Annotated in this window: 15 protein-coding genes; 1 reads left to right on the forward strand and 14 read right to left on the reverse strand. The window is 60.2% G+C overall.

Annotation, left to right across the window (positions count from 1 at the left end; all coding sequences use genetic code 11):
- Positions 1 to 42: 42 nt before the first annotated feature.
- The 3 genes from B5G03_RS02645 to B5G03_RS02655 all read right to left on the reverse strand — a co-directional run bounded on the left by B5G03_RS02645 (position 43) and on the right by B5G03_RS02655 (position 3,583).
- Complete coding sequence (locus tag B5G03_RS02645; protein WP_087180233.1) at positions 43 to 2,385, reverse strand: DUF2142 domain-containing protein; 2,343 nt, start codon at positions 2,383 to 2,385, stop codon at positions 43 to 45.
- 232 nt (positions 2,386 to 2,617) lie between these two features.
- Positions 2,618 to 2,896, reverse strand: a complete 279-nt coding sequence (locus B5G03_RS02650) for a zinc-ribbon domain containing protein (protein WP_087180234.1) — start codon at positions 2,894 to 2,896, stop codon at positions 2,618 to 2,620.
- Between the two features lie 141 nt (positions 2,897 to 3,037).
- On the reverse strand, positions 3,038 to 3,583 hold the full coding sequence (locus tag B5G03_RS02655) for a sigma-70 family RNA polymerase sigma factor (RefSeq protein ID WP_162613314.1): 546 nt from the start codon (positions 3,581 to 3,583) through the stop codon (positions 3,038 to 3,040).
- Positions 3,584 to 4,094: 511 nt separating this feature from the next.
- Between B5G03_RS02655 and hcp the strand changes: the two genes are divergently transcribed.
- Positions 4,095 to 5,735, forward strand: a complete 1,641-nt coding sequence (gene hcp / locus B5G03_RS02660) for a hydroxylamine reductase (protein WP_087180236.1) — start codon at positions 4,095 to 4,097, stop codon at positions 5,733 to 5,735.
- A gap of 66 nt (positions 5,736 to 5,801) precedes the next feature.
- On the opposite strand, the gene B5G03_RS02665 is transcribed toward hcp, so the two are convergent.
- The 11 genes from B5G03_RS02665 to B5G03_RS18080 all read right to left on the reverse strand — a co-directional run bounded on the left by B5G03_RS02665 (position 5,802) and on the right by B5G03_RS18080 (position 20,562).
- On the reverse strand, positions 5,802 to 6,251 hold the full coding sequence (locus B5G03_RS02665) for a GNAT family N-acetyltransferase (protein ID WP_087180237.1): 450 nt from the start codon (positions 6,249 to 6,251) through the stop codon (positions 5,802 to 5,804).
- 236 nt (positions 6,252 to 6,487) lie between these two features.
- Positions 6,488 to 8,119: a glycoside hydrolase family 13 protein gene (locus B5G03_RS02670; protein ID WP_087180238.1), complete on the reverse strand. Its 1,632-nt coding sequence runs from the start codon at positions 8,117 to 8,119 to the stop codon at positions 6,488 to 6,490.
- A gap of 12 nt (positions 8,120 to 8,131) precedes the next feature.
- A complete protein-coding gene (locus tag B5G03_RS02675) occupies positions 8,132 to 8,887 on the reverse strand; it encodes an HAD family hydrolase (protein ID WP_087180239.1) in 756 nt (251 codons plus the stop codon).
- 19 nt (positions 8,888 to 8,906) lie between these two features.
- Positions 8,907 to 10,637 carry a glycoside hydrolase family 13 protein gene (locus B5G03_RS02680; protein ID WP_087180240.1) on the reverse strand — a complete coding sequence of 577 codons (1,731 nt, stop codon included), beginning with the start codon at positions 10,635 to 10,637 and terminating at the stop codon, positions 8,907 to 8,909.
- A complete protein-coding gene (gene malQ / locus B5G03_RS02685; RefSeq protein ID WP_087180241.1) occupies positions 10,634 to 12,097 on the reverse strand; it encodes a 4-alpha-glucanotransferase in 1,464 nt (487 codons plus the stop codon). The genes B5G03_RS02680 and malQ overlap by 4 nt, the downstream gene beginning before the upstream one ends.
- A 10-nt stretch (positions 12,098 to 12,107) precedes the next feature.
- Positions 12,108 to 14,366 carry a glycogen/starch/alpha-glucan phosphorylase gene (locus B5G03_RS02690; protein ID WP_087180242.1) on the reverse strand — a complete coding sequence of 753 codons (2,259 nt, stop codon included), beginning with the start codon at positions 14,364 to 14,366 and terminating at the stop codon, positions 12,108 to 12,110.
- Between the two features lie 22 nt (positions 14,367 to 14,388).
- The gene (locus tag B5G03_RS02695; RefSeq protein WP_087180243.1) at positions 14,389 to 16,338 is read right to left on the reverse strand and encodes an amylo-alpha-1,6-glucosidase; all 1,950 of its coding nucleotides are present in this window, start codon (positions 16,336 to 16,338) and stop codon (positions 14,389 to 14,391) included.
- A 26-nt stretch (positions 16,339 to 16,364) separates the two neighbouring features.
- Positions 16,365 to 18,281, reverse strand: coding sequence for a type I pullulanase (gene pulA / locus B5G03_RS02700; RefSeq protein ID WP_087180244.1), 1,917 nt, complete (start codon positions 18,279 to 18,281; stop codon positions 16,365 to 16,367).
- 33 nt (positions 18,282 to 18,314) lie between these two features.
- On the reverse strand, positions 18,315 to 19,181 hold the full coding sequence (locus tag B5G03_RS02705) for a sugar ABC transporter permease (RefSeq protein WP_087180245.1): 867 nt from the start codon (positions 19,179 to 19,181) through the stop codon (positions 18,315 to 18,317).
- A 3-nt stretch (positions 19,182 to 19,184) separates the two neighbouring features.
- Positions 19,185 to 19,754, reverse strand: a complete 570-nt coding sequence (locus B5G03_RS18075; protein WP_343286883.1) for an ABC transporter permease subunit — start codon at positions 19,752 to 19,754, stop codon at positions 19,185 to 19,187.
- Positions 19,684 to 20,562, reverse strand: coding sequence for a carbohydrate ABC transporter permease (locus B5G03_RS18080; protein WP_343286884.1), 879 nt, complete (start codon positions 20,560 to 20,562; stop codon positions 19,684 to 19,686). Before B5G03_RS18080 ends, B5G03_RS18075 begins: the two co-directional genes overlap by 71 nt.
- Between the last annotated feature and the right edge of the window lie 15 nt (positions 20,563 to 20,577).

Genomic DNA, 20,577 nt, shown 5'->3' on the forward strand with positions numbered 1-20,577 from the left:
CGGTACTTATACTATACCCAATTTCTCCATATTTTGCAACCGTCAGGCCCCGCAAAACAGTGCAAAGCTTTCCATTGCAGCGGCTGCGCTGACAAACACCGAGGCCGCGCGAATGCCCCGGCTCACATCCCGCCGGGTGCAGAAGGCTCCCTGCTCGCCCAACAGCAGCAGGAACAGCGGAAGCACCGGCAGCAGGTAACGGCCCTGGATGCCGAACACAGTGGTTGCATTGATGGGTGTCCAGATCAGGGCAGCCGCCACCATGAGCAGCACCACAGACGCCGTCACCAGTCCCATGACCCAGCGAACCGGACGGCTCAGCCGCACCGGCTGTTCGGCCTGGCGCACCGAAGCGCATACCGGGACCAGCAAAAGAAGAATGGTTAAACTCCAGCTCAGAGCCAGCTTATGCACGATGGGTTCGCCGGGCAGCGCACCCACCAGTCCCTGCAAATAGACCGGCAGCTGATCCGTCACCGTGTTGGCCAGCAGCTTGATGGTCTGGCTGGGATGGCTGAGCATATAGCCGATGCTGAAGGTGTAGATGGATTCGCCGTTGGGCTGAATGCCCGCGGCGATTTCCTCCGGGGTCAGAGTCTGGCCGCTGTTGGCCAGCACCCAGAGCACAGTGGCTCCGCCCGCCAGCAGGATCAGCCCGCAGGCCCCAAGGGCCGCCCATTTGAACCAGCGTTTGTGATGCAGTTTATACCAGGCAGCCACGCATACCGCCGCCAGAAGCAGCGCGGGCAATATGGCAAGCTGGATACGCTCGGTATCCACACTGCGCAGCATATACGCCATGGTGGTACCGTTGGCTGCCAGCCAGCCGATCAGAGCTGCCGCGCATACAAACGCCTTGAAGATGCGGCTGCGCAGCCTGCCGCCCAGGTTTTCCGCCTTCATCGGGAAGACCAATGCAACCATGCCCAGGTAGATCGCCTTGGCCGGCGCCAGCAGTGCGGCCAGAACCAGCAGTACCGCCTGGCGAACAAAGCTCACCGGCTTATCCTCCGTCATTCCGGCAAAGCACAGAGCTGTGAACAAAAAGGCCATGCCCAGGACCATGGTATCCGCCGAGAAACTGCCTGCCAGCGAAAGGCCCATGGGCAGCAGCGCCGCCGCGCTGAAAATCTCCTTGCTGCCCCGGGGCGCGGCGCTCACCGCCAGCGCTGCCAGCGCGGTGTAGGCCGCCACGCTGAACAGCCGTCCCATCAGCAGCATGGGATAAAAGCCCAGACCAATCAGCCGGGCCAGCAGAATTCCCAGTGCCTGGGGCAGATACTGCACTGCCTGCGGGTTGGCCGGAGCCACCACCTCCACCTCTTTGGTGAGCTGGCCGCTGTTGCCAAAGCCGCCCGGATGATCCAGGATCTGCTTATAGCCGAACACTCCGATCTCTCCGGAGCGGTCCCGCATGTATCCCGCGTCGCATTCCCGCATGGGAAGTGTGTAGACCTCGCGGCCCCAGTCGTCGTAATCCACCTGGACGCCGGGCTGCCCCATCATCCGGCTGGCCATAGAATAGCCTCCCGCCAGATGGGTGTATTCGTCCGGTCCGGCCATGGGGGGTGTGATCAGCGCCCAGCCCAGACCAAGAACCGCCGCCGCATAGGCCACACAGGCCGGTGCGGACGCCTTTTTCCAGAAGATCAGCCACCAGGCTCCCATCACCGCCGCAAACAGCACCGCCGCCACCGGAACGCACAGCCACAGACCGATATTTCCGCTGTAGTTGGTGATATACTGCAGCGCCGCAGTAGCGCCGCCCTCCGGCTGTACCGTTCCTCCTTCCAGCGGGAAGGCCGGGTTCGCCGCATTGGCACTGATCGCTGCATTCGGGTCCAGCACCAGAGGGATCTGATTTGCATCCAGTTCTGCCTCCTGGGGCATGGGACCTGTACCATAGATAAGGCCCAGCACATCCTCTGCCGTGGCCGGTTCATAATAAATATGAAGGGTATAGTGGGTGGCATCCTTTTCCGGGAAGACCGGCTGCTCAAACACGATGCCCTGGAAGTCCAGCCCCAGAATCTCGGTCATATCCAGCACCGCGCCGGTCAGCCGCTGGCCGTTTTCGTCCAACAGGTCCACATACAAGGTACCGTGTACCACCCGGTCCAGGCTGGAAAAATACAGCCGCACACCGTAAAGCGGGGTATCAGGTCCGGCCAGAATCCCTTGCGTCCATCCCTGGGACGGGTCCGCCGCCAGCATCACCTGGTCCTCGGCGTAATAATCATGCACCTGGTAATATTCCGACTGGCCGTTCACCGTGCGAATCACATTGTAGCCGGTCCAGGCCAGGGCCAGCGCCGTGACCGCAGCCACCAGAATACCCGCGGCGACCAGCCGCCAGCGCTTGCAAGCTGTTTGGTTCCATGCCATAACAGGGCTCCTCCGTTTTCCGGCAAAAGGCCGGTTTTGGTTTCAGACAGGGCGCGCCGCACCTGCCTGCTCTTACATTATTATATATTATATACAGACAGACCGATCAGCACCGTTCTGCCGCCTGTTCATTGTACCGTAAATGCCCTCAAAACACAAGGCCGTGCCCTGCGCACAGAAAAAGCCCCCGGCTTTTGCCGGGGGCTTTGGATCGCAAAGAGACGAAAACGGATCAGCCGTTCTCCTTCATCTTGGCGAAGCACTCGCTGCAGTATACGGGGCGATCCTCGCGGGGCTGGAAGGGCACGCGAGCAACCTTGCCGCAAGCGGCGCAGGTAGCCTCGAACATTTCGCGGGTGCCGCGGGTGGCGTTCTTGCGAGCGTCACGGCAGGCCTTGCAGCGCTGGGGCTCGTTCTCAAAGCCACGGCTGGCGTAGAACTCCTGCTCGCCGGCGGTGAATACAAACTCCTTACCGCAGTCTTTGCATACCAGGGTCTTATCTTCGTACATGCTAGATTCTCCTCTGCATTCTGTTTTTTTGCCCGCGGAAGGATTTCAACCGACACCTTTGGAATTGACCAATGCTCTAAATGTTAAGCTACAGGGGCATATATACTTATGGGTCGCCACCCATAATCCAAAAGAAAAACTTCAGCCGCGGGCCTCTTTCAGCTTGCGGCGCAGGCGGGAAAGTGCGTTCTCCACCGATTTGGCACTGCGATTCAGCACCTGAGCGATCTGCTCGTAGCTGCAGCCGTTCAGGAACAGCTCCAGCACCTCCTGCTCAAAAGGGGAAAGCCGGGTCTGAATGGTCTGCAGAGTATCCTGCAGCTGCTCATTCTGGATGGCCAGCTCCTCCGGCCCGGGAGCGGTGTTCTCCTCGCTGAGGGGAACGCTCTGGTTGAGCGGACCATGCTTTTTGCGGCCGGCCGCTCGCCTTGCGGTGCGGATTGCATTCTGGATGCAGCGGCCCGCATAGGTGCCAAACGAGGTTCCTTCTCCGGGGCGGTAGCTTCGGATGGCGGCAAACAAGCCGATGATTCCTTCCTGCACCGCATCGTCCAGATCGAGCCCGGGGCAAACCCCTGCGGCCGCATGGCTGCGGATCACTGGCATCATGTGGGCAAGCACAGCGGCCAGCGCAGCTTCCTGCCCTGCCTTGGCCTGCTCAAGCAATTCTGGAGTGATCTGAGTCATACGCGGCGACCTGAACCGGCCTATCCGCCGGACCTCTATGTGACATAATAAAAGCATACCGTTTTGCCCAACGTTTGTCAAATGGGATTATCGACAACTTTTGGAGCAAATTCACAGGCAAATTCACCAATTACCTATCATCTTTGTGCGAGTTGGTAAACACCTTCCTGTTTGTTAACACTGTATCACAGAAAAGTCTTCAGGTCAATGAAAAAATAGTGACAGTTTCCCCGTTTTTATGCATAAAAATCTCAAGTCTCACAATGTGATATTCAGAAAACCTGCCTGAATTCTAGGGAATTTCGGTTCCATTCCTGCGCAATATATCTTTATCCGGGGCCGTTCTTTCCATTTGGCATCATCAAAATGTTGGATTTCAAACATACATGTTTTCAAAAATGCATTATCATTAGAGCAGCTTTCCGGCAGATAAAGCCTTTTATGCCGGTTGCTTTTTCACTAAGAACGCTCCGGCGTTCCCTTCATTCCCCATCCATAAGGAGATTTGACCATGGAACAGAAAATGTTTTGTTATCAGTGCCAGGAAACCGCCGGCTGCAAGGGCTGTACCCTTTCCGGCGTGTGCGGCAAGACCCCCGATGTGGCCGCTATGCAGGATCTGCTGGTGTACGCCAGCAAGGGCATCAGCGCGGTGACCACCGCCCTGCGCAGCGAAGGCAAAGAGGTGCCTTCTCACATCAATCATCTGATTACTCTGAATCTGTTTGCCACCATCACCAACGCCAATTTTGATAAAGAAGCCATCGTGGCCCGCATTCATGCCACTCTGGATGCAAAGCAGGCTCTGCTGGCTCAGCTGAATAACCGCACCCCCCTGCCCGAGGCCGCTCTGTGGGACGGCAGCGGCGACTGGGAGCAGAAAGCCCGTACCGTGGGCGTACTGGCCACCGAAAACGAGGACATCCGTTCCCTGCGTGAACTGATCACCTACGGCCTGAAGGGTCTTTCCGCCTATTCCAAGCATGCCAACGCTTTGCTGGAGGAGGACCCGGAGCTGGACGCCTTCCTGCAGCGGGCTCTGGCTGCCACTCTGGACGACAGCCTCACTGCCGAGGAGCTGACCGCGCTGGTTCTGGAAACCGGAAAGCAGGGTGTGACCGGCATGGCTCTGCTGGACAAGGCCAACACCACCGCCTACGGAAACCCGCAGATCACCCGGGTAAACATTGGCGTGGACAAGAACCCCGGCATCCTGGTTTCCGGCCACGACCTGCGGGATCTGGAGATGCTGCTGGAGCAGACCCAGGGCACCGGCGTGGATGTATACACCCATTCCGAGATGCTGCCCGCCCACTACTACCCCGCCTTCCGCAAATATCCCAACTTTGTGGGCAATTACGGCAACGCCTGGTGGAAGCAGAAGGAGGAGTTCGAGAGCTTCAATGGTCCCATCCTGATGACCACCAACTGCATTGTACCGCCCAAAGCCAGCTACAAGGATCGGCTGTACACCACCGGCGCCGCCGGTTACCCTGGCTGCAAACACATTCCCGGTGAGGCAGGCCAGACCAAGGACTTCTCGGCCATCATCGAGCAGGCCAAGACCTGCCCGGCTCCCACCGAAATCGAGACCGGCGAGATCGTGGGCGGCTTTGCCCATGCGCAGGTGCTGGCTCTGGCCGACCAGATCGTGGACGCGGTGAAGAGCGGCGCCATCAAAAAGTTCGTGGTCATGGCAGGCTGCGATGGCCGCGCCAAAAGCCGGGACTACTACACCGAGTTCGCCAAGGCGCTTCCCCAGGATGCCGTGATTCTCACTGCGGGCTGCGCCAAGTATAAATACAACAAGCTGCCCCTGGGCGACATCGGCGGCATTCCCCGGGTACTGGATGCCGGTCAGTGCAACGACTCCTACTCTCTGGCTGTGATCGCACTCAAGCTGAAGGAGGCCTTCGGCCTTTCGGACATCAACAAGCTGCCCATCGTTTACAACATTGCCTGGTACGAGCAGAAGGCGGTAATCGTGCTGCTGGCGCTGCTGTATCTGGGTGTAAAGAACATCCATCTGGGTCCCACGCTGCCCGCCTTCCTGAGCCCCAATGTGGCGAAGCTGCTGGTGGAGCAGTTCGGCATCGCGGGCATCGACACCGTGGAGGAGGACCTGGCCCTCTTCTTCGGTGAGAATGCCTGATCCTTTTTTCAAAATACAGCCATAAAAACGCCGGGCTTTCCGATCAATCGGGAAGCCCGGCGTTTCTTATCGTCTTTTCTCCATCACAAAATTGCACAGCAGAATCCCCTTGCGCTCCACCTGCTGCTCCTTCACCACCACATATCCCCGCCCCTCAAAAAAGGGGCGGGCGGTGATGGAGGCATGGGTAACGATGGTTCCGCTCACGGCCCGCTCCAGTCGGTCACAGAGTGCAGTGGCAACGCCCTGCTTCTGGTAGTCCTTGTGCACATACAACCGGTCCAGATAGCCGGTGGCGTCCATATCGCCAAAGCCGACGATTCGTTCCCCTTCCAGCGCCACCAGACTGAAATGCTCCCGCAGCGACCGATCCCACCGTTCCAGATCAGGCTTCCCATCCGCCCAGGCGTCCAGCTGAGCCGCGGTGTAATCCTTACAGTTGACAGTGTGCACCGTGTCATAAAACAGCCGAGTAAGCTCCTCGCAGTCTCCCGGCCGGTATTCCCGGATCTCCATTTTCTTCTCCCCTTTGAGCGTTTTGAGGGCAGTTTTACCCGCCCCATGCTTTGCTTTTATTATAGCGCGGCAGTACCCTTTGGGGGAAGTTCCGGCGGCAATTCTCTTCTGTCCGGCCGGTGATTTTCTCTGCAACCCCAGAAATTTAGGTACAATCAGTAATTCCTGTATCAAGAAATACTTTTCGTAGTTGAATTTTATGCTGTTGAGTCCGAGACCTGCCCTCGATGCGACAATCACCGTCGCGCAGTGCGGTGCAGGATCATAGCCTCCCAGGGGCGCAGCGTGTCCGCCCGGTCAGAGTAGTTGGAAATCAGCACCTGGGCATCCTGCCACAGAGCAGGCAGAGTCCAGCGAGTCTCGCCGCCGCCGAAATTGCATACCACCAAAATCTGCTCCTCCCCGGTGCCGCGCTGGTAAACAAACAGGTTGGGATGCTCTTCCTCCAGCAGGGTAAAATCCCCTTCCACGAATACCGGGTATTCCTTGCGCAGGGCAATCAGCTTTTTGTAATGCCAGAATACCGAGTCCGGGTCCGCCAGAGCAGCCTCTGCATTGATGGCCGTGTAGTTGGGGTTCACCGGCAGCCAGGGGGTGCCGGTGGTAAAGCCTGCGTTTGCTTCACTGCTCCACTGCATGGGGGTGCGGGCGTTGTCCCGCCCTTTGGCATAAATGGAACGCAGGACTTCTTCCTCCGGGTAACCCTCAGCCATCCTCTTTTTATACATATTGCGGATTTCCACATCCTGGTACTGCTCCAGCGGCAGGCGGATATTGGTCATGCCCAGCTCCTCGCCCTGGTAAACGTAGGGCGTGCCCTGCATGCCGTGCAGCATGGTGGCCAGCAGCTTTGCGGACTGCACCCGGTATTCGCCGTCGTCGCCCCAACGGGAAACGATGCGGGGCAGGTCGTGGTTGTCCAGGAACAGGCTGTTCCAGCCGCAGCCGTGCAGACCCTGCTGCCAGCGAGCGTAGCTTTGCTTCATCTTCACGAAGGGCAGCGGCGCCAGGTCCCATTTGTCCTTGCCGGGCTGCTGGTCCAGCACCATCTGTTCAAACTGGAACACCATGGAAAGCTCACTGCCGTCCGGCGCGCTGTACAGCTTTGCCCGGGGGATATCCGCTCCCCAGGCCTCGCCCACCGTCACAAGGCAGCCCTTCTGGAAGGTCTCGGCACTCAGTTCCCGCAGGAACTCATGCAGGCGAGGGCCGTTGCCGGTGATCTTGTTGTCCGGCTCCTTGGCGATCTGGTCGATCACATCCAGCCGGAAGCCCTCCACGCCCTGCTCCATCCACCACAGGATCATATCGTAGATCTCGCGGCGCAGCGCCGGGTTCTCCCAGTTCAGGTCCGGCTGCTGGGGTGCAAACTGGTGGAAGTAATACTGCTCCACCTCCGGCACCCACTCCCAGGCCGGACCGCCGAAGGTGGCCTGCATATCGTTCGGGAACTTGTCAGGGGTACCATCCCGCCAGACGTAGTAGTCATGGTAGGGATTGTCCCGGCTGGTCTTGGCCTGCAAGAACCAGCGGTGCTGGTCCGAGCTGTGATTCAGCACCAGGTCCATCATGATGCCGATGCCCCGCTTTTTGCCCTCCTGGATCAGCTGACGCATATCGTCAAGGTCACCGAACATGGGGTCGATGGCCCGATAATCCGAAATGTCGTAGCCGTTGTCCACCTGGGGAGAGGCGCACACCGGCGACAGCCAGATCACGTCGATGCCCAGCGTTTGCAGATAGTCCAGCCGCTTAATGATGCCTTGCAGATCGCCCACACCGCTTCCGGTGGTATCCTGGAAGCTTTTGGGGTAGATCTGGTAGGCAACGGCGGATTTCCACCAGTCCTTTTTGGTTTTGTCCAGCATTGTGGTTCCTCCTTACCGCGCTCCGGCCTGCGCCTGGCCGGGCAGTATCGTTTTTATTATCCTATCATAATCCGCGAACTCGCAAAAGAGGTCGCAATCCGGCTTTTCTGTCACCCCGTCGGTGTTCAAAAAGCAGGTGCGCATCCCCAGCGCCCGGGCGGGGGCGATGTCGTCGTGGATGCTGTTGCCCACCATCATCACCTGACCGGGCGGGCAGCCGCATTCCTGTAAAACCAGACCGAAATAGTTCGGCGAGGGCTTTTTCACGCCCCAGTCGGAAGAGAGGAAGATCCGGTCGAACCGGCCGCACAGCTCCAGCATGGTCATCTCCGGCCAAGTGAACAGCCGCTGCGCGTTGGACAGCAGAAACACTTTCTTCCCCGCGCCGCGCAGCGTGTCCAGCATCTGGTGCACACCGGGGTACAGCTCCGCCTGATCGGTGGCACAGGCCCGCAGCAGCATTCCCGCGCCGCGTACCATTTCACCAGTCACCCAGGGAGCCCCCTTTTTGCGGAACAGCGCTTCCAGCACCTGCTCCAGCGCCACCTCGCCGCAGCCGGAGCCAAAGCGTGCATCCGTCGCTCGCTGACGGCGGCGCACCTCGGCCCGATAGGCCCGGCGCAGCTGGTCCGGGCCGTCGTACTGCGCCCCGTGATAGCCGTAATAGAAGGTCATCGGCTTCCAGACCCGCTCCAGGTCCTCCTCATCGGTATGAATGCAAATCAGGGTGCCATACAGGTCAAACACCACCGCACGGATCGTTTCCATCGGTTTCCTCCCATCTGTTTTATTCGGTCATGCGACGAATACACACGCCGCCGGATGCGAGGATGTTATCCCGCAGGCCACGGCAGAAGAGGTTCTGCCCCTCTCCGGGCAGCTTCCAGGACGTTTCGCCGCAGTTGAGCAGCACTTCCACATCGCCCCGCCGGTAATGTACGTTCCGGCCCTCCGCTTCGGTCTCCACGAAACCAAGCTCGCTTCCGCGCAGTTCAGGCAGGGTACGCCGCAGCCGAATCAGCTCTTTCAGCTGGTGAATGCGCTGACTGTTTTCCGGTTCCTCCAGCCGGTCCCAGGGTATGCAGCGGCGGCAGTCCGGGTCGTGCCCTCCCGGCAGGCCGATCTCGGTACCGTAATAGATGCTGGGGCTGCCCGGCAGGGTGAACAGCATGGCAAGCTGCTGAAAAAATGCATCCTCACTGCCCGCCCGGGTGAACAGCCGGTCGGTGTCGTGGGAATCCAGCAGATTGAACATCACCTGCCCGGTCTGGCGGCGGTACATGCCCATACAGCGGTACAGGTCCCAGGCCAGTGAGCGGGCGGTTTTGTCCTTATGGGCAAAGAAGCCCTTTACCGCCTGCTGCAGCGGGTAGTTCATCACCGCGTCATACTCGTCGCCCTCCAGCCAGGGGGAGGCATCGTGCCAGATCTCTCCCAGCAGGTAAACGTCCGGGCGAATAGCCCGCAGCCGCCGGTGCAGTTCCTTCAAAAGCCGGTGGGATACCTCATTGCCCACGTCGAAGCGAATGGCATCCACGCCGTATTCCCCCACCCAGCGCTCACACAGGCCGCAGACATACTCGATGACCTCCGGCTCGTTGGTGTTCAGCTTGGGCATGTTGGGTGCAAAGGCGAAGGAGTAATAGCGGCTGTCCCGGGTGTCCCGTCCGGGGGCCGGGGCGGGCCAGCGATTTACCATGAACCAGTTCCAGTAACGGGAGGCCGGACCCTTTTGCAGTACGTCCTGCCAGGGAGCGAAACTGGCCCCGCAGTGGTTGAACACCGCATCCAGCATCACCCGGATGCCCCGCTCGTGGGCGGATTTCACCAGGTGGGCAAGGTCCTCATTGGTGCCGAAGTCCGGGTCCACGGTCTCGTAATCCCGGGTGTCGTATTTGTGCACCGAGTCCGCCGCGAAGATGGGGTTCAGATACAGCCCGTTCACTCCCAGCCCGGCCAGATAATCCAGCTTTTCGCAGATGCCCGGCAGGTCGCCGCCGAAGCGTTCCTCGTTGGTCACGGGGCCGGTGCGCCAGGGGGTCTGGCAGCTGCTGGCCCCGCTACGGCAGAACCGGTCCGGGAAGATCTGATACCACACCGTGTCCCGCACCCACTGAGGCGGGGCGGGAATGTCCGCCGGGTTCATCCAGGGCTGATGGAACGCCGCCGGGCGCTCCTCTTTTTGGTTTTGCTCCGGTGTGCAGAAGCCGTCCTCTCCGTAGAACCAGACCTCGCCGCTCTGATGCAGCTCAAAATAGTAGCGGCACCGCTTGTAGGGCGGACGGATGGCAGAGCTCCACCACAGGCAGTGTTCCAGCCGCAGCGGGCCGGTGATTTCCTGACGCTGGCCCTTCCAGCGCTCGGCGCCGCCCAGAATACCCGCCTCAAAGGGGTCTCCCCAATGCAGGAAGACTCGCTCTACCTCAGGGCCGGTCTGCAAACGCAGAACCAGTTCGTCCGGATTTAGTGCATAGCTATAAGGGGCCTGAGCCCGGTGAAAGACCGCCGCAAAATTCATTTTGCTTCCCTCCGCTGTAAGATGGCGGGCCGCAGCACATGCAGTGCACGGGCCGCTTCGTCAAAGCCGGTGAGCCGCCACTCCCAGTTGGGGGAGCCCACGGTGCCGGGGGTATTCATGCGGGCGCTGGCGTTCAGCTCCATGATATCCTGTGCGGGCAGGATGGTCCAGTCCGCCGGGCTGGCCAGCGCGCAGCGGTTCAGCCGCTCCACCACGCTGCCGGTGCCGAAGCCCTGCCGTTTCAGCCAGCGGCGCAGCTTGCGCCGGTGCGCGATGGGCAGGCTCTCGTACCATTCCTTCAAGGTGGCGTTGTCGTGGGTGCCGGTGTAATGGATCTGGCAGGCCCGATTCGAGCCGGTGTCCTCCACATATTTGCCGGAGGCATCCAGCACAAATTCCAGCACCTTCATTCCTTTTAAGTGGTAGTGGTCCCGTAGCTCCAGGACCTCCGGGCGCAGATCGCCCAGGTCCTCCGCCACCAGTTCCAGACCCGGAATTTTTTCATACAGGGTATCCAGCACCGCATAGCCCGGCGCTTCGATCCACTCGCCCTCAATGGCAGTGGGGCAGCTGGACGGAATCTTCCAGTAGGTGTCGAAGGCGCGGAAGTGGTCGATGCGGATGATATCGAACAGCTTCTGATTGTAGCCGATGCGCTCCACCCAGAAGGCAAAATCATCCTGTTGCATCTTTTCCCAGTTATAGATGGGATTGCCCCACCGCTGGCCGGTGGCGCTGAAATAATCCGGCGGCACCCCGGCGATGAAGGTGGGGCGGCCGTCCTCATCCAGCAGGAAGTTCTCCCGCCCGGCCCAGACGTCCACCGAGTCCACACCCACATAGAAGGGCACATCGCCCATGATGCGCACGCCCTTTTGATGGGCATATTCCCGCACAGCCTTCCACTGGTTCAAAAACTGATACTGCAAAAAGCTGTGGTAGGCGATTTCTTCCGCAAACTCACTCAGGTCCCCCTGCCGGGTCTGCGGCCAGTCCCGCTGCCACTGGGGCCATTCCAGCCAGCAGCGGCCCTCGTTTGCCTTTTTGAAGGCCCGGAAGACACTGTAGTTTTTCACCCAATCCTGCCGGGCGAAGGCGTTGTAGTCCTCGTCCGGTTGGAAGGCGGCACAGGCGGCGCGCAGCAGCGGCTCCTTCCAGGCGCGCACTGCCTCATAGTCCACCCGGCCCGGGTTGGCCCCGGCAAATTCCGGCACCTCGGGCAAAAGGCCCTGCTGTGCCAGCAGCTCCAGGCTCAGATAAAGCTCATCCCCCGCGCAGGAGGAATAAGGCTGATAGGGGGAGTTGCCGTAACCGGTGGGGTTCAGGGGCAGAATCTGCCAGATACTCACCCCGTTTTCGGCCAGCAGGTCGATCCACTCATATGCCGGCCGGCCCAGCTCCCCCACCCCGGTGCGGGATGGGAGAGAGGATACCGCCAGCAGAATTCCTGTTTCTTTCATTCGATCGTCCTCACAGATGCCAGATGTCCCGGTTGTACTCGGCGATGGTGCGGTCGGAGGAGAAGAAGCCCGCCTTGGCGATGTTCACCAGGGTCTTGCGGCTCCAGGCCAGCTCATCCTCGTAATCCGCCAGCATCTCTTCCTTCTTCTGAATGTATTCCTTCACGTCCAGCAAGGTCATGAACCAGTCCTTGCCCACAATCTCCTTATACAGGCGGCACAGGCTCTCCACATCGCCGATGCGGATCATCTTTTTGTCGATGATGAAGTCCACCAGACGGGCGATCTCCTCGTCGCCATCGTAGAGGGCGGCGGAGGAATAGGCCTGCTCGTCGTACAGGCGGATGACCTCCTCGGAGCTCTTGCCGAAGGAATAGATGTTCTCCTCGCCTACCAGCTGGGCGATCTCCACGTTTGCGCCATCCCGGGTGCCCAGGGTGAGTGCGCCGTTGAGCATGAACTTCATGTTGCCGGTGCCGGAGGCCTCCTTGGAGGCCAGGCTGATCTGCTCGGAAATATCGCAGGCAGGAATCAGCTTTTCCGCCTTGGTCACGTTGTAGTTTTCCACCATGACCACTTTCAGATAGGGGCTGACCTGCGGGTCGTTTTCGATCAGCTGAGACAGGCAGAGGATCAGATGGATGATGTCCTTGGCGATGGTGTAGGCGGGAGCAGCCTTTGCGCCGAAAATCATGGTGATGGGCCGGGCGGGAAGCTTGCCCGCCTTGATCTCCAGATACTTGTAGATGGCATACAGAGCGTTCATCTGCTGGCGCTTGTACTCGTGCAGGCGCTTGACCTGAATATCGAAGATGGAATCGGCGTTCAGTTCCACGCCCTGGGTGGTTTTGAGGTAGCGGGCAAGCGCCTGCTTGTTTTCGGTCTTGATGCGGCGCAGCTGGTGCAGCACCTCTTCATCGTTCTGGAAGTCCAGCAGCTTTTCCAGCTCTGCCGCGTCCTTTTTGAAACCGGGGCCGATCAGACTCTCGATGAAGGCGGCCAAAGGCTGGTTGCAGTGGAGCAGCCAGCGGCGGAAGGTGATGCCGTTGGTCTTGTTGTTGAACTTTTCCGGGTACAGCTCGTAGAAGGGCCGCAGCTCGGATTCCTTCAGAATCTCGGTATGCAGAGCGGCCACGCCGTTCACGCTGTAGCCGTAGTGGATGTCGATGTGGGCCATGTGCACCCGGTCCTGATCGTCCAGAATGGCAACCCGGGGATCGGCGCTCACCTGCTTTGCCCGCTTGTCCAGCTCCTCGATGATGGGCACCAGCTGAGGCACCGCCTTGCGCATAAAGTCCATGGGCCACTTTTCCAGCGCCTCGGCCAGAATGGTGTGGTTGGTGTAAGCGCAGGTCAGGCTCACCTCGCGGATGGCATCGTCCATACTCATGCCCTCGGCGGTGAGCAGGCGGATCAGCTCGGGGATGATCATGGTGGGGTGGGTGTCGTTGATCTGCACCGCCACAAACTCGTGCAGCTTCTCGATGCTGCCGCCCCGCTCCCGGGTCTCTTTCAGGATCAGCTGAGCGGTACTGCTCACCAGGAAGTACTGCTGGTACACCCGCAGCAGACGGCCCGCCTCGTCGCTGTCGTCCGGGTAGAGGAACAGGGTCAGGTTGCGGGCAATATCGCTCTTATCAAAGGCGATGCCGTCCCCAATGATGGATTCGTCCACCGTCTCCACATCGAACAGGTGCAGGCTGTTGCGCCGGCCGTTGTAGCCGGGCACTCCCACGTCATACATCACCGAGCGCAGCGAAAAAACGCCGAAGGGCACGGTGAAGCGAACGCCGGTGTCGGTGAGCCAGCTTTCCGGGGTGATCCAGGGATTCTTTTCTTCCTTCTGCTTGTTGTTCTCCAGCTTCTGGTAGAACAGGCCGTCGTGGTAGTTCAGGCCCGCGCCGTCGCCGCACAGGTTCAGCGTGGCGATGGAATCCAAAAAGCAAGCCGCCAGTCGGCCCAGACCGCCGTTGCCCAGCGAGGGCTCGTTCTCCGCTTCCTCGATCACGGTGAGCTCGCGGCCGTGCTTTGCCAGCAGCTCTTTCGCCTCATCAAACAGACCCAGATTGATCAGGTTGTTGCTGAGCAGCTTGCCGATCAGAAACTCCGCCGACACATAATACAGCTTTCGTTTGCCCTCAGTGCGGGGCATAGCGGCCAGCTGTTCCTTGGTGTAGAGCATCAGCGCGGTGTAGACCTGCTGATCGGTGGCGGTGTCCAGATTTTTGCCGTAGTGCTTGTTCAGAATGCTCTGCAGTCTCTGTTCCATATACCTTTCCCTCTCGTTTCTCTCAGTGTTCCAGTTGGGGGCGTTCCAGGGCTTCGTATACCCGCAACAGCTCGCCCACGCTCCACGCCTGGGCAAAGCAGCCCCGGGAAGCGGTGGGGTTTTCCCCGTCGTAAATTTCCGGCAGTTGACCGGCGCACCCCTCTCTGAGCGCCGGTTCCAGTGCAGCCAGCTGCTGCTTCACCTGCCGTTTTGCCTGTGCTGAATATTCGTTTACCTTTAAATAGGCCAGATACCAGGCCCCCAGCGGGAAGGGCCACACCGTTCCCTGATGGTAGGCCAGATCCCGCTGCTGCTGCGGTCCGCCGTAGGTGGGATGGAATTCCGCATCCTCCGGCGAAAGCGTCCGCAGGCCCACCGGCGTGTACAAATGGCGAAAAACTGTTTGCACCACCTGCTTTTCCTGCCGAGGTTCCAGCATGGTGAAGGGCATGGATACCGCCCAGATCTGGTTGCAGCGAATCTGCTCGTCGGCCTTTGTGCCGGACACCAGATCTTTCAAGTATCCCTTGTCCTCCATCCAGAACTGGCGCACAAAGCTTTCCCGTACTTTTCCCGCCAGTTCCCCATAGCTTTGAGCGGCTTCGCCCATCTCGGGAGCCAAGTATTCCATGATTCGCAGCGCGTTGTACCAGTAGGCGTTGATCTCCACCGGTTTGCCGTGGCGGGGCGTGGGCAGGATGTCGCCGATGCGCACATCCATCCAGGTCACCTGATCCAGCCCCTGCCCAGCGGCGATCAGGCCGTCCGGCTCCATGTGGATGCCGAACTCCGTGCCGCTTTGATACCCCTCTATGATTCGTTTCATCACCGGCCAGGCCTTTTGCACAAAGGCTTCGTCACCGGTATAAGCCCGGTAGAGCCAGATGCAATTGATGAAGAGCAGCGCCGCGTCCACCGTGTTGTACATGGGCTCGTTGCCCCCTTCCGGGAAGAGGTTCGGCATCAGGCCGCCCCGCTCGTGCTCCAGGAAGGTGGTGAGGATGCTTTTCGCGTCCTCGTACCGGCCGGTGGCCAGGGTGCAGCCGGGCAGAGCGATCATGGTATCCCGCCCCCAGTCCTCAAAAAAGGGGTAGCCCGCCAGAATCGTTTTTGCCCCGGTGGAGGCCCGCTGGGTGATGAAAGCGTCGGCGCTCACCGCCAGCTGACGGGCCGCCGGATGGCGGAAGCCGCTCTGCTGTTCCAGCGCCCGCAGCCGCTTTTTGGCGTTTTGCAGCACCCTGCCCGCGGCGGGCAGCTCCTGCTCCAGCGAGAACACCATATCCAGTGTTTTCTCCGCTCCTGCCGGAACGGTAATGGAAATCTGCACGTTTGACGCCGTGTGCCCGGCGGCCCGGCGGCCGTCGCAGGCGTCGTAGGCATACCAGAGCGTCTGGCGGCGCAAAGGCGTTTCCTGCAACTGGCCGTTGGTGCCGATGTGCAGCCGCAGCCCGGCGGATTCCACCGCGCCCTCCCGGAAAACAAATCGCTGCCGGGCGCTCAGATCCTTGCCCTTGGGCACGAACTGCATCCAGGGTGTGACGGTGAGCGTACAGTCCGCGCCGGATTCATTGCCGATGCGGTAGCGCACCGCAAGGGTGTTGCGCTCCCAGTCCAGCGCCAACTCCTTTTCCACCCGCACACCGTTCAGCTGATACCACCAGTGGGGCAGGCCGTCCACCTCCATGCTGCACATATGTTTCCAGCCATCCTCCGCCGGAAGTCCCCGGAACTGCTGGCTGGACAGATGCTCCGCCCCGCCCTCAGTCTCCAGAACCTCCTCCAGCCGGTGGATTAGGTTCCAGCGGTGGTTGGGCGCCTGGGTGCAGGCCATCAGTACCGCGTGGTCATTGCGGGCGGCGGCTCCGGTGATGGTCTGAGAGGAAAAGCCCCCCAGACCGTTGGTCACCAGCCAGCAGCTTTCCTGCCCGCGTTCCTGACTGCGAAAATCCTGTTTTCCATATATAAACCGCATTGGTTTCCCCTCTTATAATTGTGTTGTTATCGTTTGCCCAGGATCATCGCGGCCATGGGCTGCACCTGCACGTTTTGCACAGCGGGGTGCTCCTGCCACCAGGAGCTGCTGCGCTCGTCTGCCAGCAGCTCCCACTCGCCCTCTTCCAGTTCCAGCTCCATCGGGCGGGAAGAGGCATTGTAGGCCAGCAGAATTTTGCTCCAGCGTCCGCCGTTTTCCAGCAGGGCCGTCACGCACCGGGCTGCTGGCACCTCCGAATGCAGCAGCCGCCGGCCAGCCTGTTCCGTCTTGTCGCACAAGGCGGGCAGCTGCTTGCGCAGGGCGATAAGTCCCTGATAGTATTCCACCAGCTCCCGGTTTTGCCAGGCCCGCTCCCAGTCCAGCCGGTTCAGCTCGATGGGTGCTTTGTGGGTGTTGTCCTCCCCCTGCTTGGTGCGGCCAAATTCCTCGCCGGAAAGCAGAAACAGCCTCCCCTGGCAGGTCATGTAAATGGCCGCCGCCAGCCGGCTGGCCCGCATCACCTGCGGGGCCGGATCATCGAAATTCTGCTGCGGGTCCATGGTGACCACCAGCTTATCCCATAACGTCATATCATCGTGGGAGGAAAGATAAGTGATGGTCTGGGAGGGCGCTGCCGCCCGGAAGTTCCGCGCCTGCCCGCACCAGGCGGTGATGCTGTGCAGGATTCTCTTCTCAAAACCGCTGCCGCCATTCACAAAGCCCGGCTTTTCCCGGTACATCACCGGGCCCTTTACTGCGTCGCGCACGCCGTCGCAGAAGGCGCCGATCTCCGGGTCCAGCTCGGCAAGGGCTTTTTTGTCCGCCAGCTGAACTCCCCGCTTACGGGCGGTGGGACCGGCGGCCCAGGGCTCGCCGAACACCAGCTTTTCGCCCCGGCCAAAGCGCTCGTCCAGCGCGGCGCGGATACGCTCCATCAGATCGGTATCCAGAAGGCCCATCAGGTCAAACCGGAAGCCATCCATGTGGTATTCTTCGGCCCAATAGAGCACCGAGTCCAGAATGTATTTCGCGCACATGGAGCGCTCGCTGGCCACGTCGTTGCCGCAGCCGGAGCCATTGCTCCAGCTGCCGTCCGTCCAAGCCCGGTAGTAGTAACCGGGCACCGCGCGCTCCAGCCAGGAGTCCTGATGGTAGGTGTGGTTATAGACCACGTCCATGATCACCCGGAAGCCCTGCCGGTGCAGCGACTGTACCAGCTCCTTCAATTCCCGGATACGCACCTCGCCCCGGGCCGGGTCGGTGGAGTAGGAACCCTCCGGCACATTGTAGTTCACCGGATCGTAACCCCAGTTGAAGCTGTCGTCCGGGTGTGCTTCGTCCACCGAGCCGTAATCGTACACCGGCATCAGCTGCACATGGGTCACACCCAGCTGCCGCAGATACGCAAGGCCGGTGGGCTGGCTGCCCCGGTCGAACAGGGTGGTGTCCGCACAGCAGAAGGCCTTGTATTTGCCTCGCCAGCGTTCCGGAAAGCCGCCGCTTTCCGCCCAGGAGAATTCCCGCACATGCACTTCATAGATGATATCCTCCGGCTGACGGTCAGGGGCTTTGTCCTCCTGCCAGCCCTCCGGGTCGGTGGCAGCAAGGTCCACCACCATGCTGCGCTGGCCGTTCAGCCCGCAGGCCCGGGCATAAGGGTCGACGGTGCGGCGGGTGGTTCCCTCTACCGTGACCAGATAGTCGTAATACATGCCGTCCAGCCGCCGGGCGATGCAGGCAAGCCACACGCCCTTTTCGCCCCGCTCCATGGTCAGCGTCTCAAAGGCTTCTCCCTCATGGCCGGACCGGAACAGCCGCAGCTGCACCGTTTCGGCGGTGGGGGCCCACAGGCGGAACTCGGTGCCCGCTTCGGTGAGCCGGGCGCCCAGATCGCCGCCCTCGTAGTGGAACCTGCGCGCAAACGCTTTGCTGTTAAAATCCATTCCTCTGCATTCCTTTCCGGTCACAAAATGCCGTTAGCCCTTCACCGCACCGGCCATGCCGTCCACATAATATTTCTGAAGCTTCAAAAACAGCAGCGCAATGGGAATCGAGATCAGCACCGCGCCCGCCGCGAAACTGGTGTACCAGCTGTCGATGTATTCCTTCTCCAGCATCTTCCACAGGCCGATGGCCACGGTGTACTGGTCGGAGTTGGCCCGGCAGATCACCTTGGCAAAGATGAAATCCACCCAGGGTCCAATGAATGCCGTGAGCATGGTGTACACGATCACCGGCTTACTCAGCGGCAGGGTGATCTTGGTGAAAATCTGCCAGCGGGTGCAGCCGTCGATAAGAGCAGCCTCGTCCACCGCGTAGGGAGTGGTGTCGAAAAAGCCCTTGGCAATCTGGAAGCCCAGCGCCGCGCCGCCGGAGTAGCACAGAATCAGCGCCAGACGGATCATGGAGCCCTCGGTCAGGCCCACCGCCTTCAGGATGAAGTACACCGCCACCATGGACATGAAGCCCGGGAACAGACCCAGCACCATGGACATATTCATGTAGGGCTTGCGCATTTTGAACCGCATGCGGGACAGGCAGTAGGACGCCGACAGCACATAGAAGCTGGAAAGCAAGCAGGAGCACACCGCAATGATCAGGGTGTTCATGAACATCTGGGGAAAGTTCAGCACTGCCGTATCGGTGAACAGGCGGGTATAGTTTTCCAGTGTAAAGGTCTGAGGGAAGAAGGTGGACACATAGGACCCCTTCTCACCCCGGAAACTGGTCATGATGACCCAGAGCACCGGGAATACCCAGATGGCAGCCAGCACCGCCAGCAGGGTGTGAACCAGGATGTTGGTACGCCGCCGGGCGGCCTTTGCGCTTTTATACCGTTTCATCGCTTAAAATCCACCTTCCTCTTTGTAGGACTTGCTGCGCCGGTAGGTGAACAGTGCGCCCACCGACAGGATGATAAAGGTCAGAATACCCACGACCGCGCCCACGTTGTAGTACTGCTTGTCGATGGTCAGCTTGTACAGCCAGGTCACCAGCAGGTCGGTGCTGCCCGCCGTGGAGGACAGATTGGTGATGGGGTCGCCGCCGGAGAGCAGATAAATCACGTTGAAGTTGTTCACGTTGCCGGTGAAGGTTGCAATCAGATAGGGAGTGGTCACATACAGCATGTAGGGCAGCGTGATGCTGAAGAAGGTGCGCACCGGGCCCGCGCCGTCCACCTTGGCGGCCTCGTACAGATCGCCGGGAATGTTCTGCAGGATGCCGGTGAGCTGCATCAGGGTATAGGGCACGCCCACCCAGATGTTGATCACGATCACGGCCACTCTGGCCCAGGTGGGGTCGGTGAAGAAGGGCAGACTGGCGTCCCGGGCGATCAGGCCCAGGTTACGCAGCAGCACGTTCACCGCGCCGTTGGGCTGGAGCATGGTGCGCATGATCAGCAGCGAAACGAACATGGGTAGCGCTGGAAAGCACGAAGCAGAACCGCCAGAAACCCTTGGCCCGGGTATCCTTCCGGTTGATGAGCAGGGCCAGCAGCATACCGAAAATGTAGTTGGTAAAGGTGGCGAACACTGCCCAGACCAGCGTCCAGGTCAGTACCGACCAGAAGGTGCTGCCCAGCACACTGCTGGAATCGAACAGGGCCGCGAAGTTTTCCAGGCCCACCCAGTCGAAGAGCACCAGATGGTTGTCGATGCGGCTGTAGTTGGTGAAGGCCATGCAGATCATGAAGGCCAGCGGCAGGATGGTGAGCGCCGTGATGAAGAACATGGGCGGGGTCATCAGCAGCCGGTAGAGGTTTTCGTCCAGCAGGCTGGCCAGATCCTCCCGGAAATTATTCACATGACGGCCCTCTTTTTTCAGGCACTCCGCCTTGTAGGCACTGCGCAGCGCACCGCGCCAGCCCCAGAAGGCGATCACCGTGAGCAGAATGGTGGCCACGCCGTACAACAGCAGCAGCACCGACTGGTCACCCTTGGTATAAAGGAACACCTGATTGGCTTCGTCCCAGATCTCCTGCTGCTCCACCGAACCCAGGGTCACCAGCATCACAAGATTGTGGAAGCCGTAGCGGATCATGAAGAATATGTATGCCAGCTCTCCGGCCAGAAACAGAAGGCCCTTAATGAGCTGCCCGTTCAGCATATTGCCGAGGCCCAGCACCAGCGCGGACAGCCGGGTCACCGCGCTGCCCCGCCGCAGGGCCTGGATGCAGGTATAGGGGGTGTACCCTTCTGCCTGCTTGGAATTGAACCGTTTCATCGTCACACCTCACAC

The sequence above is a fragment of the Gemmiger sp. An50 genome (assembly GCF_002161595.1).
Lineage (GTDB): Bacteria > Bacillota > Clostridia > Oscillospirales > Ruminococcaceae > Allofournierella.